Here is a 14286-nt window from a genome sequence, read left to right on the forward strand (position 1 = left end):
CGGACCGGCCTCGGTCGCCGCGCGGCTGCGCTCCGCCGCCGCGCTGCGGGAGGCGCCGGCGCACGACAAGGCGGCGATGGCCAGCGCCGCCTGGCGCGCCGACCCCGCCCCGCTGGTCGCCTTGACCGAGGCAGTGGCGAAACTCGCCATCGCGAAGCGGGACCCGCGGCTGAAGCCCGGTGCGCTCGACGTCGGCGGGCTGGAGGAGGCGCGCGCCACGTTGGCCGCGTCCGGCGGCTTCTTCGGCTTCCTCAGTTCCGGCCGCCGCGCGGCGCAGGAGGTCGCGGCGCGCGTCGCGCGCGACGGCGCCGATCCGCTCGCCGCGCTGGAGGCCGCCATTGCCGGCCAGGCCGCGCAGCAGCGCGTGCGCAGCGGCAATGCGCTCGGCAGCGCCGCCTTCGGCAGCCTGTGGCACGGCGAGGACACCGATCCCTCCGTCATGTCCGCACTGATCCTCTGGCGCCAGAAGCACGGGGCGCAGGCCGCCGCCGCGCTCGCCGAGGCCGCGCCCGCCGCCGATGCCGCCGTGCTGGAGGCCGGCGCCACGGCGTGGGAGGAGCTGAAGCAGGCGACCGGCCTCGATCCCGTCGCCGCCTTCGGCACCGCCGACCCCGCCTTCGCGACGCTGGCCGACAGGCTCGGCGAATGGGCCGGCCGGCCGGAGGCGCTGCCGCTCTGGCAGGGCTGGCGCCGAGCGCTGGCGGAAGCCCAGGGCCTCGACCCCGTGGTGCAGCGCCTGCAGGACGGCCGCCTTGCGCCCGAGGCCGCCGAGGACGCCTTCGCCTACGCCCTGCATGAGGGCCTGCTGCGCGCCGCCAGCGCGCAGTACCCCGATCTCGCCGCCTTCGACGCCGGCGCCTATGACCGGCTGGTCACGGAGTTCCGCGAGGCCGACCGCGCCCGCATCGGCCTGGCCCGCGCCGAGGCCTCCCGCGCCCATGCCGACCGCGTCAAGCAGGTGCGCGACGGCATGGCCGGCATGACGGTGATCCGCGGCGAGATGGAGAAGAAGCGCGGCCACCTGCCGGTCCGCGAATTGCTCCTGCGGGCCTCGCCCGCGGTGCAGGCGGCCAAGCCGATCTTCATGATGAGCCCGCTGAGCGTGGCGCAGTTCCTGGCGCCGCCGCACGGGCTGCGCCCCGGCCTGTCCTTCGACCTGCTGGTGATCGACGAGGCCTCGCAGGTCGAACCCGTCGATGCGCTCGGTGCCATCGCCCGCAGCCGCCAGGTGGTGGTGGTCGGCGACGACCGCCAGATGCCCCCCACCCGCTTCTTCCAGCGCATGACCGGGGAGGAGGACGACACCGCGCCGGAGGACGCGCCCGATGCGGTCGCCGCGCGCGATGTCGAATCCATCCTCGGCCTGTGCAACGCGCGCGGCGTGCCGCATGCGCTGCTGCGCTGGCACTACCGCAGCCGGCACGAGAGCCTGATCGCGACGTCCAACCAGGAATTCTACGAGAACCGCCTCCTCGTGCTGCCGAGCCCGCGCCCGCGTTCGGCCGAACTCGGCCTGTCCCTGGTGCGCGTCGATGGCGCCTGGGAAACGGGCGAGGGCGTCAACCGCGCCGAAGCGCAGGCCGTCGCCGAGGCGGTGATGCGCCATGCGAAGGAGACGCCGGACGACACGCTCGGCGTCGCGGCCTTCTCGATCAGGCAGCGCGATGCGATCATGGATGCGGTCGAGGCCGCCCGCCGCGCCGATCCCTCCGCCGACGCCTTCTTCGCCGCGCACGCGGACGAGCCCTTCTTCGTCAAGAACCTCGAGAACGTGCAGGGCGACGAGCGCGACGCGATCATGATCTCGGTCGGCTATGGCCGCGACAAGGACGGCCGGCTCGCGATGCGCTTCGGGCCGCTGAGCGCCGAGGGCGGCGAGCGGCGGCTCAACGTGCTGATCACGCGCGCGAAGAAGCGCTGCGTCGTCTTCTCGGGCATCGGCGCCGACGACATCGACCTCGAGCGCGCATCGGGGCGCGGCGTCGCGGCGCTGAAGACCTTCCTCGCCTTTGCCGCCGGTCCGGCGGCCGCGCCGCGCGCAGGCGGTGAGGCGACCGGCAGCGCCATCGCCGAGGCGATCGCCGAGGCGGTGCGCGAAGCCGGCAAGGAACCGGTGCCGCATGTCGGCCTCGCGGGCCTGTTCCTCGATGTCGCGGCGCGCGGCGAGCAGGGCTACGAACTCGGCATCGAGGCCGATGCCGGCGACTGGGCGGCGCTGCGCTGCGCGCGGGACCGCGAGCGGGGCCGCCCTGCGGCGCTGGAAATGATGGGCTGGAAGCTGTCGCGCGCCTGGTCGCTCGCCTGGTATGCGCAGCCGGAGGCCGAGGCGGCGAAGGTGAAGTCCGCCCTTGGTGCCGCCCCCGCCGCCGCCCCCGCCGCGGAGGCCGCGCCGCCCCCGCCGTCGCCCGAGCCGGGCCTCGCCGAACCCTATCGCGAGGCCGCGCCGGCGCTGCCGGCCGACCCGCCGCTCGCGGAGCTCCCTGCCGCGACGCTGGCCGGCATCATCGGCGAGATCGTCGCCGTCGAGGCGCCGATCACCGCGGACAGCCTGGCCGAGCGCCTGCGTCTGCTGGCGGGCAGGGAGGCGCTGACCGCGAAGGAGAAGGACGCGCTGCGGCAGGCGATGCCGATCGCGAAGGCACGGCACGGCGTGACGGAGGCGGCCGGCGTCCTGATGACGCCCGTGACGAAGGTCGTGCCGCGCGACCGGCGTGCCGCCGCCGCACATCTCCGCCGTGCCGCCGCCGTGCCGCCGGCCGAGATCGCCGCGGCCGCGCAGGCCCTGCTGGCGGTGCGCCCCGCCATGACGGAGCCCGAGCTTGCGCAGGCGATCCACGCGGTCCTGGGCCTCGACGCCGCCGCGCAGGTGGCTGTCGCGGCGCGGGTCGCCGCCCTGGTCGGCGCCGGCACCATCCGCCTATCTTAGCTCCGGGTGCCCCCTTCCGCCGTCAGTCCCCAAACGACAAGGAAGGGAGGGGGGAGCGGGGGGAGGTTCTCCTCCCCCGCCCTTTCTTCAGCCCGCCGGTGGCGGCGCCCCACGCTGCGCCTTCAACTCGTCGCGGATCTCGGCGAGCAGCGTCTCCGTCGGCGAGGGCCCCTTCGCCTGGTTCACCGACAGGCTGAGCTTCGACAGGATCTTCAGCAGCCAGAAGATCGCCAGTCCGACGATGACGAACTTGATGATGGCGTTGAGGAAGGACCCGAGTGCGAGCACCGAGGCCCCGCCCTGCCGCGTCAGTTCGAGCGACGGCCTGCGTTCCCCGAACAGCACGATGAACAGGTTCGAGAAGTCGATGCCGCCGAGGATGATGCCGAGGATCGGGTTGATCAGGTCCTCGACGAGCGAGGTGACGATGGCGGTGAAGGCGGCGCCGATCACCACGCCGACGGCGAGGTCGATGACGTTGCCGCGCATGATGAAGGCCTTGAATTCCTTGATCCAGGCCGGTTCCTTGATGGGGATCTGGCTGGTGATCTTGTTGGTGAGGTCACTCATGCGGTGTGGTCCCTTCCGGTTGGCGGCGCTGCCGCGATCATCCCGCGCCGGCAAGCGGCTTTCCAGCCCCGTACCGACCCCGGCGGCACGGCCCCTGCGCCGCGCGGCGCGATCGGGCGGCGCGCGGGCGCGTGCCCTGCGCGCAGATGGGCGATGTCCCGCCCGGGAGGCCGCGGGGGATTGCGCCGAACGGCGCTTTCGCGGCCGGCCGGTGAGCGCGACGAGGTTCCGGCTGTCGGCCCGTTGCGGATCGGCCAGGCAAGCATCCGCAGCCCGGGACGGCCCCGCCGTGCCGCCAGTGGCGGCAATGCGGTTGGCGTCAGCCGCGCCCGGCGCCATGCTCGCCGCATGCCGGGCCCCTTCGATCAGCACGTGACCTTCCTCTATGCCGAGGCGCCCGAGGCGTGCTGGCGCTTCTACGAGGAGGTGCTCGGCCTGCCGCTGGCGCAGGACCAGGGCACCTGCCGGATCTACGAGATCGCGCCCGGATCGCGCGCCTTCCTCGGGGTGTGCCGCGCGCGGGCGGCGCGGGTCAGCGACGACCCGCGCGTCGAGGGCGGCGCGGTCGTCACCTTCGTCGTGCAGGATGTCGAGGGCTGGCACGCGCGGCTGGCGGCGAAGGGTGTCGAGATCGCCTCGGCGCCCCGGCATTCGGAGGCCTATCGCGTCACCTCCTTCTTCTTCCGCGACCCGGCGGGCTACACCCTCGAGATCCAGCGCTTCGAGCGGCCGGACTGGCCGGCGGCGGATGGGTGATCCGTGCGGCGCGGGCCGGTGCCGGCATTCGCAAACGGTCTCTGAGCGTCATGAGCCAATTGCACCGGATACCCATTCCCCTGCGGCCCGCGACAGGGCAGTGTGCTGGGTAACGAACCAGGGAGACTTCAGCGCTTGGCCGAGTTCTGGGCCGAATGGGGCGATTATGCGTATCTCTTCGCTGCCATTTGGGCGTTCTTCGAGGGAGAGACGTTCGTCCTGGCCGCGTCGGCGCTCGGCGCGACCTTGGGCATTGTCGACCCCTGGCTTCTCCTCGGAGCCGTGTGGATCGGGTCCTATCTGGGGGACCAGACCTGGTTCTATCTCGGCCGTCGCTACGGCCCGGCCATCCTGCGCCGCTGCCCGGGATCCCAGCCGCGGGTCGAAAAGGCGAATGCGCTGCTCGAGCGCTACGGCACGCTGTTCATCCTCTCCTTCCGCTTCCTCTACGGCATCCGCAACGTCGCCTCGGTGGTCTGCGGCCTGGCCGGCTACAACCGCGCGCGCTTCGCGGTGCTCAACTTCATCGCCGCCGGTATATGGGCGAGCAGCTTCGTCGCCGCGGGCTGGTACCTCGGCGCCTGGCTCGGGGTGGAGCGGCTGTTCTGGTGCATCGCGGGCATTGCCGCGCTGGCCCTGACCTTCTTCATCATCCGGCACTTCCGAGGACGTATGCGGGGCCGCCGCGCGGCCCAGGGCGTCGCGCCGGGCTGATGCCGGCCGCCCTTCCGGCTGACCCGGCATGAGAGTCCCCGACTGGCGGGGGGCGGGTGACCCCGGGCGGTGCGCGCGGAAGACGGCGCGGCGCCACCCGACGCATACGGATCCCATATCGGCAGCATCATGCCAGCGGCACGAGTTCCTGACTCATGCCGAGGCCGCGACGCGCACCCAGTCACCTTGCCTTGCAAGGTGACTGGGGATCCGGAACGCGGCCCGCCGGTGGTCCGGCGAAGCCAAGCAAACCGGAGGTTTGCGCCCTGCGCCCGAGAGCTCGAAAGGGCTCATGCCAACGGTCGCGAAGAGCGGCCGTCGGGATCAGGCGTGCAGGCGGAGATTCCCGGAGGTTCTGCCGAAGGGGGGGCGTCTGCGATCGACGCAGGCGTGGCAGGAGGACGCCGGCTGACCGAAGCCGCGGCCCGCGGGCTGCTGGAGATGCGGCGCCAGGGTGCGATCCCGGCGCCGGCACCGGGAATGCGCCCTTCGGCGCAATCCCGATCCGTCTTTCACCTTGCCAGCGCGGTCTGCGGCAACCAGGTGACGATGGCCGGGAAGACCGTGACGATCGCGACGCCGACCACCAACAGGACGAAGAAGGGCAGAGTGCAGCGCGTCACTTCGAAGATCCCCTTGCCTGTCAGCCCTTGCAGCACGAACAGGTTGAAGCCGACCGGCGGGGTGATCTGCGCCATCTCCACCACCAGCACGATGAAGATGCCGAACCACACCAGGTCGAAGCCGGTGCTCTGGATGATCGGCAGCACCACAGACACGGTCAGCACGATCATGCTGATGCCGTCGATGAAGCAGCCGAGGATCAGGTAGATCACGGTCAGGCAAGCGATGATCATGTAGGGACTGAAGCCCTGGGCGCCGACCCAGGCCGCCATCGCCGCCGGGATGCCGGAATAGGCCATGGCCTGGGTCAGGAAGGCCGCGCCCGCCAGGATCAGGTTGATCATGCAGGACAGGCGCACCGCGCCCATCAGGCTGTCGGTGAAGGACTTCCAGGACAGCGAGCCGCCCCAGGCCGACAGCGCCAGCGCGCCGATCACGCCGAAGACCGCGGCCTCGGTCGCCGTCGCCCAGCCGAGGTAGATGCTGCCCATCACGAAGGCGATCAGCAGCACCACGGGGATGAGTTGCCCGCTCTCCCGCACCTTCTTCATGAAGGGCATCGGCGGGTCCGCTTCCGGCGTCAGCTTCGGGTTCATCAGCGACCAGACGGCGATATAGCCGCTGAACAGCACCATCAGCATGATGCCCGGCAGCACGCCGGCGATGAACAGCCGGACGATCGAGACCTCTGCCGCCACGCCATAGACGATCATGACGATGGACGGCGGGATCAGCAGCCCGAGCGTTCCCGCGCCGGCCAGGCTGCCGATCGCCATGGGCTGGTGGTAGCCGCGCTGCTTCAGCGCCGGCAGCGACATCTTGCCGATCGTTGCCGCCGTGGCAGCGGAAGACCCGGAGACGGCGGCGAAGATGCCGCAGCCGATGACGTTCACATGCATCAGCCGCCCGGGCAACCGCTGCACCCAGGGCGCGAGGCCGCGGAACATGTCCTCCGACAGCCTCGTGCGAAACAGGATCTCGCCCATCCAGATGAAGAGCGGCAGGGCGGCGAGCGTCCAGGAGGCGAGCGATTGCCAGATCGCCGTGCCCATCACCTTCTCGGCCGGGAAGGTGGGCATGGCGGGGATCAGCATCGGCAGCACGACGATGCCGGCCAGCCCCACCAGAGCGAGCGCAAGCCCGATCCAGATGCCGAGGCCGAGGAAGAGGAAGAGCAGGCCGAGCAGCAGCAGCCCGGCTTCGGTCTGGGCGAGTTCCATCAGAGTTCCTCCCCCGCGCGCTCGAGCGCCGAGGCCTCGGCGGCCCTGCGATAGGAAGGCGTGCCACCGGTCAGGTGCACGATGAGGTCGTCGATCAGGCAGACGGCGAAGATCGCCACGCCGATGCCGACCAGCCCCTGCGGCACCCAGAGCTTCCAGGCGACGGAACCCTGCGCCACGTCCTCGAACTCGAAGCTGTCGGAGGCGAGGTCGAGCATCGCATAGGCGAAGAAGACGCAGAGCGCGGCGGTGATCAGCAGCGCCAGCGTCTCCATGATGAAGCGCGCCACGCCGTGCAGATGGCCGATGATGAGGTCGACGCGGATATGCGCCCCGTGGCGGAAGGCATAGGCCAGCGGCAGCGTCGCCGAGGCGGCGACCGAGAAGGCCGTGAGGTCGTCGGCGCCGAGCACGGTCGCGCCGAACTGCCGTCCGATCACCTGCGCCGCGATGATGCCGCCGATCGCGGCGAGCGCGACGCCGCCCAGCACGCCGCCTGCGAGGTAGAGCGCATCGAGCGCGTGGCGCAGCGGGTTCATGCTGCCGCCTGCCGGGAGTGGGGCGGGAAGTTCATGCCTGGTGTTTCCGTCCTGTCGGGGGGCGGGGCCCCCCAGGGCCCCGCCGGGATCATGCGATGGCCGCGCGGTAGGCGTCGATCAGGCGCTTGCCCTCGTCGCCCGCCTTGGCCACCCATTCGTCGACCTGGGTCGCGCCGATGCGCATCAGACCCTGCATCAAGGCGGGTGTCGGCTGCTGCACGGTCATGCCGCGCGTGGCGAGCGTGGCCTGCTGGCTGACCGTCTCCGCGTCCGAGGCATCCCATCCGCGCGTTTCGGCGGCTGCCGCCGCGCTGCGGATCGCCGCCTGCACATCGGCCGGCAGGGCGGCGAGATCGCGCTGGCGCACGAAGATCGCATTCTTCGTGCGTGTGAAGCCGATCGGCGTGAAGACGCGGCAGAAATCCCAGGCCTGCACGTCGACGCCTGTCGCCGCCGAGGTGACCATCACGTTGACCACGCCGGTCGCGAAGGCCTGCGGCACCTCGGCCTGCTGCACCAGCGTCGGCGTCGCGCCGCACAGCGTTGCGAAACGATTGGTCAGCGCATTGAAGGTGCGCATCTTCGTCCCGCGCAGCGTGTCCACGCTTTCGACCGGCGCGTTGGTGTAGAGGCCCGAGGGCGGCCACGGCACCCAGTAGAGCAGCGACAGGCCCTGCCGGTTCAGACGCGCCTCGACGTAGGATTTCTGCAGTTCCGCGAGCTTGCGCGCCATCGCCGTGCTGGTGACCAGCATCGGCACGCTGTCGACCTCGAAGAACGGATCCTCGTTGCCATAGGCCGAGAGCAGGATCTCGCCGATCTGCACCTGGCCGGTCTGCACGCCGCGCTTGATTTCCGGCATGCGGAGGAGGGAGGCGTTGGAATGCAGCTGGATCTGCAGCCGCCCGCCGGTGGTGGCCTGCACCTGGTCGACGAAGGCGCGCATGTTGCGCGTGTGGAAGTTGCCGTCGGGATAGGCGGTCGCAACCTGCCAGCGGGTCTGGGCGCGGGCGCCCCCCGGGGCGATGGCGGCGGCCGCCAGGCCGCCCGATGCCGCGAGCAGCCCGCGGCGGCGAAGGATAGGCATGCTGAAGCCCCCTCTTGTTCTTGGCGGGCGCATCTTCCTCGCCGGGCATGGGCAGGCGCAAGGGGCCGATGACGCGTGCGGCGCCACCTGCGGCCCATGCTGCCCGCATGCTGGGCCGCGGTGGACAGTTCTGCCCGCCGCATGCGCAGCCCGGTGGCGTCAGCCAGCCGCCCGGTACTGCTCGAGCAGCCTGCGCCCGTCGTCGCCTGCCCGCTGCACCCACTCATCCGCCATGGTGCGGCCGACCCGGGCGCAATCGTCGAGGAGCTGCTGCGAGGGCTGCGTCACCTGCATGCCGCGAGCAGCGAGCGTCGCCTCGGTCTCGCGCTGCGCAGCCTCGGAGAGCTCGTAGCCGCGTTGCTCCGCGCGCGCCGCGGCGGCGCGGATCGCTTCCTGCAGGTCGCGCGGCAGGCCTTCCAGCGCGCGGCGGGAGACGAAGACGGCGTTCTTCGTCATGGTGAAGCCGAGCGGAGTGAAGACGCGGGCATAGTCCCAGGCCTGGGTGTCGACGCCGGTGGCGGCCGAAGTGACCTGCGCCTGCACCACGCCGGTGGCGAAGGCCTGCGCGAGTTCCGCGCTCTGCACCAGCGTCGGCTGCGCGCCGATGAGCTGCGCGAAGCGGTTCGTCATCGGCGAGTAGGTGCGGAAGCGCGACCCGCGGAGCTGTTCGAGGCTGGTCACCACCTGCTGCGCGTAGAGCCCGGCCGCCGGCCAGGGCACCATGTAAAGCAGGCTCAGCCCCTGGCGGGCGAAGCGCGCCTCGATGAACGGCTTCTGCAGGTCGGACAGGCGCTTGGCCTGCTGGAAATTGGTGACGAGCTGCGGCAGCGCGTCGGCGTCGAAGAGCGGGTCCTCGTTCGCGTAGGCGGTGAGCAGGATCTCGCCGAGCTGCACCTGGCCGGTCTGCACGCCGCGCTTGATCTCCGGCATGCGCAGCAGCGCGCCGTTGGAATGAAGCTGGATGGACAGTCGCCCATTCGCCGCCTGCTCGACTTCCTGGAGGAAGCTGCGGATGTTGCGTGTGTGCAGGTTGCCGTCGGCGTAGGCGGTGGCCATCTGCCAGCGCGTCTGGGCGCGGGCGGTGGCGGGGGCCAGGGCGGCGAGCCCGGCGGCGCCCAGCAGGGCGCGGCGATGGAGCGTCATGGTGTAGTCGTCCTCTCCCTCCGCCGCGGCGCTCGCGCCGCGACGTCGGGAAAGGTTAGGCCAGGATTGCGCCGATCACGCAACCCGGCGCGGCGCTCATTCGGGGAAGGCGGCGGGATCGACGCCGGCCTGGGTGAGGAATTGCCGGATCTCGACGACTTCGTCCTTCGACAGGCTGTGCCGCGAATCGTGGAAGGCGTGGGCGTGGCCGTTGAGCTTCACGCCGACGCGGCCCGATCCCGTGTGGGCGAGTTCCGCGCCGAGTTCCTCGAACACCGCCTGGACTGCCTTCGGGTCGATATTGGCGCTGACCGGGTGGGCGAAGATGGCGTGGAGCACCTTGCGGTGGCGATGATTCATGAGCGGGCCTTTCCTGCCGTGTCGCTTGTGGCGCCATTTTCCGCGCCTTCGCGCGCCATGCCTTGCGCCGGATCAAGTTCGCGGCCACTGCGTACGCAGACCGCAGACCGCAGACCGCAGACCGCAGACCGCAGACCGCAGACCGCAGACCGCAGACCGCAGACCGCAGGCGGCCCGAGGCCCTGCCTCGGGCCGGGAGCGCACGGCGCGACCGCGCCCGGCCGGACCGTCACCGCCGGCGCGACAGTGCATGGCGCGCAAGCCAAGCGCGCGGATGCGCGCGCCGGCGCCTGAGGAGCGGGAAAAAAGCGCGGCCCGAGGCCCTGCCCCAGGCCGGGAGCGCACGGCGCGACCGCGCCCGGACGGACCGTCACCGCCGGCGCGACAGTTCATGGCGCGCAAGCCAAGCGCGCGGATGCGCGCGCCGGCGCCTGAGGCACGAGATCGCTTATGGCCGGGCGTCATGCCCGGCCATAGGTATCCTCGTAGCGAACGATGTCGTCCTCGCCGAGATACGAGCCCGACTGCACCTCGATCAGCACCAGCGGGATGATCCCCGGGTTCTCCATCCGGTGCACGCAACCGAGCGGGAGATAGACGCTCTCATTCTCGCGCAGCAGGATTTCCTCCGCATCGCGCCGCACGATCGCCGTGCCGGAAACCACCACCCAATGCTCCGCACGGTGGAAGTGCTTCTGCAGGGACAGCTTCGCCCCGGGGCGCACCTGGATCTTCTTCACCTGGAAGCGGTCGCCCATGATCAGGCCCTCATAGTGGCCCCAGGGCCGGTAGGCGCGGCGATGCTCGGTCGCTTCCTTGCGGCCCTTCGCCTTCAGCGCGTCCACCAGCTTCTTCACGTCCTGCGCGCGGTCGCGGTGCATCGCCAGCACCGCGTCGTCGGTCACCACCACCACGGCGTCGTCGAGGCCGACAATGCCGGTGACCATCCCCTCGCTGCGCACGTAGCAGTTGCGCGACTCGACGATCTCGACCGGACCCTCGGCGGCATTGCCGGCGGCGTCCTTGGCGCTGATCTCCCACAACGCGGCCCAGGAGCCGATGTCCGACCAGCCGATCGAGGCGGAGACCACGGCGGCATGCTGCGTCCGTTCCATCACCGCGTAGTCGATGCTGATGGACGGCGCGGCGGCGAAGGGCTCCGGCGCCAGGCGCACGAAGTCCATGTCCCGCTTCGCGCCCTCGACTGCGAGGCGGACCTTGTGCAGCAGCTCCGGCGCATGGCGTTCGAGTTCCGAGAGCAGCGTCGATGCGGTGGCGACGAACATCCCCGAATTCCACAGATGCCGGCCGCCGGCGACGAACTCCGCGGCCCGCGCCGCATCAGGCTTCTCGACGAAGCGTGCGATGGCGCGCACCCCCGCCAGGCCCGGCAGGTCGTCGCCGGCCTCGATGTAGCCGTAGCCGGTCTCGGGCGCGGTCGGCCGCATGCCGAAGGTGACGATGCGCCCGGCGCGCGCGGCGGCCGCCGCCTGGCCGAGCGCGGCATGCAGCGCCGGCACGTCGGAGATCGCCGAATCGGCCGCCATGATCCACATGACCGTGCCCGGGTTCGCTTCCTCGGCGAGCAGCGCGGCGGCGGCGATGGCCGGCGCACTGTTGCGCCCGGCGGGCTCCAGCACGATGCGGGCATTGCGGCCGCGAAGCTGCTCGGCGACCAGGAAGCGGTGCGCCTCGTTGCACACCGCCATGGGCGGGAGGAAGCCGGCACCCTCCGCGCGCGCCGCGGTCTCGGCCAGCATCGGGCGATCGGAGGCCAGGGGCCAGAACTGCTTCGGATAGCCCTCGCGGGAGAGCGGCCAAAGCCGCGTGCCCGTGCCGCCGGACAGGATGACGGGAAGGATGTCGGTGCTGGTCGCGGTCATGTTGCCCGAGGATCTGTCGCGGAATGAAACCGGACCATGCACAGCAATGGCGGCAAAGGGAAGGCGAGAGGGAGGGGAGGCGGCCAGGGGGGGGGGCCGCCCCCTGGACCCCCGCCGGGGGCGTGCGCGCCCCCGGACCCGCGGGGACTTCATCGGCGTCCTGAGGTGCCGGCCCGGGCCGCCTGGGGAATGGCGGTTGCCGGGCGGGTGTCTGCGGCGGACGGAAAAAGCAGAAGGCGGGCCCCTTTCGGAACCCGCCTTCCCAATTCGGCGCCAACCGTCCGGCCGGCGCGCCGTTCAGCCGCCTTCCGCCAGCGCCGCGTCCTTGCCCTTGCGGACATTGGGCATGAGCATCGCGATCAGCGCGACGGCGGCGATGCCGAGCATGACGGCGCTGATCGGGCGCTCGACGAACACCATCGGGTCGCCGCGGGACAGCAGCATGGCGCGGCGCAGGTGCTCCTCCATCATCGGGCCGAGCACGAAGCCGATCAGCATCGGCGCCGCCTCCAGCCGCAGCTTGGAGCAGAGATAGCCGAAGATGCCGAAGACCACCGTCTGGTAGACGTCGAACACGTTGTTCTGCAGCGAGTACACGCCGATCGCGCAGAACACCATGATCGAGGGGTACATGTAGCGGTAGGGCACCGCGAGCAGCTTCACCCACATGCCGATCATCGGCAGGTTGATGACCAGCAGCATCAGGTTGCCGATCCACATGGAGGCGATCAGGCCCCAGAACAGGTCCGGCTGCGCTTCCACCATGCGCGGGCCCGGCTGGATGCCCTGGATGATCAGCGCGCCGACCATCAGCGCCATCACCGCATTGGCCGGAATGCCGAGCGTCAGCAGCGGGATGAAGGAGGTCTGCGACGCGGCGTTGTTCGCCGCCTCGGGGCCCGCCACGCCCTCGATCGCGCCGTTGCCGAACTCGTGCCGGCCCCTCGAGACCTTCCGCTCCATCATGTAGGAGCCGAACGAGGACAGCGCCGCGCCACCGCCCGGCAGGATGCCGAGCAGCGAACCGACGGTCGTGCCGCGCAGCACGGCGGGCACGGCGCGGCGGAACTCCTCGCGCGTCATCATCAGGCTGCCGACCTTGCCCGACATGACCGACCGCGCCTCGGGGCGTTCGAGGTTGAGGATGATCTCGGCGATGCCGAACATGCCCATGGCGATCGAGACGAAGCCGACGCCGTCCGACAGTTCCGGGATGCCGAAGGTGAAGCGCTGCTGGCCGGTCTGCACGTCGGTGCCGACCATGCCGAGGGAGACGCCGAACACCACCATGCCGATCGACTTCACCACCGAGCCCTGCGCGAGCACGGCGGAGATCACCAGGCCGAGCAGCATCAGCGAGAAGTAGTCCGCCGGCCCGAAGGACAGCGCCACCTGCGTCAGCAGCGGGCCGGAGGCCGCGACCAGGATGGTCGCCACCGAACCGGCGAAGAAGGACCCGAGCGCCGCGACCGTCAGCGCCGCGCCGGCGCGCCCGCGCCGGGCCATCTTGTAGCCCTCGAGTGTCGTGACGACCGAACTGACCTCACCCGGCAGGTTGAGCAGGATCGCCGTGGTGGAACCGCCGTACTGCGCGCCATAGTAGATGCCGGCGAGCATGATGATCGCGGTGGTGGCGGGCTGGCCGAAGGTGATCGGCAGCAGCAGGGAGATCGTCGCCACCGGGCCGATGCCCGGCAGCACGCCGATCGCCGTGCCGATGATGCAGCCGATGAAGCAAAAGAGCAGGTTGTTGAGCGTGAGCGCGACGGAGAAGCCGTGCGCGAGATTGGCGAAAAGATCCATCGTTCCGGTTCCCCTGCCTCAGAACTGCGGCCAGACCGGCACGCGAATGTCGAGCTCGTAGATGAACACCGCCCAGCACAGCGCGCAGAGGAACACCACGAGTCCGGCCACACCTTTGGGCGTGTGCGTCTCATCGGCGAAGGCGGAGAGGATCACGGACAGGCCGATCGCGAGCATCAGCCCCAGTGGCTCGAGGATCAGTCCGAACAGCGAGAAGGCCGCGCTGATCAGGAAGAGCGGTCGCCAGGACTTCACCACGCTGACCACCATGCAGCCCACGAAAAGCCCGATGCCGAGCGGGTTCCAACCCGCGGCGACCCAGCCGGACATCCCGGCGGCGGCCATGCCCGCCGCGACGCCGGCCACCGCGCCGGCAAGCAGGAAGCCGATCTCCGCGCCGGTCCACCGCTCGATCGGGTCCGGGCCGTTGACGAGGCCCAGCAACAGCACGATCACGCCGAGGCCGAGCAGCAGCCAGAAGGCGAGCATCGGCATGTAGCCCGGCCCCATGCGGCGGGCCGTGCCTAGCGTGTGGTCCGTGTTGAGCCACAGAGCGACCACGGCGAACCCGATCAGGAGCGCCGCGGAGATGAGGTCCTTGGTGTTCAGCTTCATGCCTGTCCGTCCACCCCAGAAATCGAAGAAATAGAAATCGTCATCG

At 70.9% G+C, this 14286-nt stretch carries 12 protein-coding genes; 3 read left to right on the forward strand and 9 right to left on the reverse strand.

The window, feature by feature from the left end; all coding sequences use genetic code 11:
• Positions 1-2926 (forward strand): AAA domain-containing protein (locus tag GXW74_RS24390; protein ID WP_246524048.1); only part of this gene is annotated, 2926 nt, incomplete at its 5' end.
• A gap of 87 nt (positions 2927-3013) precedes the next feature.
• Here GXW74_RS24390 and mscL read toward each other — a convergent pair.
• Positions 3014-3496, reverse strand: coding sequence for a large conductance mechanosensitive channel protein MscL (gene mscL, locus GXW74_RS24395; protein WP_211849201.1), 483 nt, complete (start codon positions 3494-3496; stop codon positions 3014-3016).
• A gap of 348 nt (positions 3497-3844) precedes the next feature.
• Between mscL and GXW74_RS24400 the strand changes: the two genes are divergently transcribed.
• On the forward strand, positions 3845-4252 hold the full coding sequence (locus tag GXW74_RS24400; protein WP_211849202.1) for a VOC family protein: 408 nt from the start codon (positions 3845-3847) through the stop codon (positions 4250-4252).
• A 135-nt stretch (positions 4253-4387) separates the two neighbouring features.
• Entirely contained in the window at positions 4388-4966 is a 579-nt protein-coding gene (locus tag GXW74_RS24405; RefSeq protein WP_211849203.1) for a DedA family protein, read from the forward strand.
• A gap of 512 nt (positions 4967-5478) precedes the next feature.
• Here the strand turns inward: GXW74_RS24405 and GXW74_RS24410 are convergent.
• The 8 genes from GXW74_RS24410 to GXW74_RS24445 all read right to left on the reverse strand — a co-directional run bounded on the left by GXW74_RS24410 (position 5479) and on the right by GXW74_RS24445 (position 14240).
• Complete coding sequence (locus GXW74_RS24410; RefSeq protein WP_211849204.1) at positions 5479-6810, reverse strand: TRAP transporter large permease; 1332 nt, start codon at positions 6808-6810, stop codon at positions 5479-5481.
• Positions 6810-7349 carry a TRAP transporter small permease gene (locus GXW74_RS24415; RefSeq protein WP_211849205.1) on the reverse strand — a complete coding sequence of 180 codons (540 nt, stop codon included), beginning with the start codon at positions 7347-7349 and terminating at the stop codon, positions 6810-6812. The genes GXW74_RS24410 and GXW74_RS24415 overlap by 1 nt, the downstream gene beginning before the upstream one ends.
• Before the next feature lie 88 nt (positions 7350-7437).
• Complete coding sequence (locus GXW74_RS24420) at positions 7438-8436, reverse strand: TRAP transporter substrate-binding protein (protein ID WP_211849206.1); 999 nt, start codon at positions 8434-8436, stop codon at positions 7438-7440.
• A gap of 159 nt (positions 8437-8595) precedes the next feature.
• Positions 8596-9579: a TRAP transporter substrate-binding protein gene (locus tag GXW74_RS24425; protein ID WP_211849207.1), complete on the reverse strand. Its 984-nt coding sequence runs from the start codon at positions 9577-9579 to the stop codon at positions 8596-8598.
• Positions 9580-9675: 96 nt separating this feature from the next.
• On the reverse strand, positions 9676-9939 hold the full coding sequence (locus tag GXW74_RS24430) for a hypothetical protein (protein ID WP_211849208.1): 264 nt from the start codon (positions 9937-9939) through the stop codon (positions 9676-9678).
• Positions 9940-10400: 461 nt separating this feature from the next.
• Complete coding sequence (locus GXW74_RS24435) at positions 10401-11822, reverse strand: mannose-1-phosphate guanylyltransferase/mannose-6-phosphate isomerase (RefSeq protein ID WP_211849209.1); 1422 nt, start codon at positions 11820-11822, stop codon at positions 10401-10403.
• 297 nt (positions 11823-12119) lie between these two features.
• Positions 12120-13625, reverse strand: coding sequence for a tripartite tricarboxylate transporter permease (locus GXW74_RS24440; protein ID WP_211849210.1), 1506 nt, complete (start codon positions 13623-13625; stop codon positions 12120-12122).
• A gap of 18 nt (positions 13626-13643) precedes the next feature.
• Positions 13644-14240: a tripartite tricarboxylate transporter TctB family protein gene (locus GXW74_RS24445; protein ID WP_211849211.1), complete on the reverse strand. Its 597-nt coding sequence runs from the start codon at positions 14238-14240 to the stop codon at positions 13644-13646.
• Positions 14241-14286 lie beyond the last annotated feature (46 nt).

It is taken from the genome of Neoroseomonas eburnea (genome assembly GCF_018129005.1).
Classification (GTDB): Bacteria; Pseudomonadota; Alphaproteobacteria; order Acetobacterales; family Acetobacteraceae; genus Neoroseomonas; species Neoroseomonas eburnea.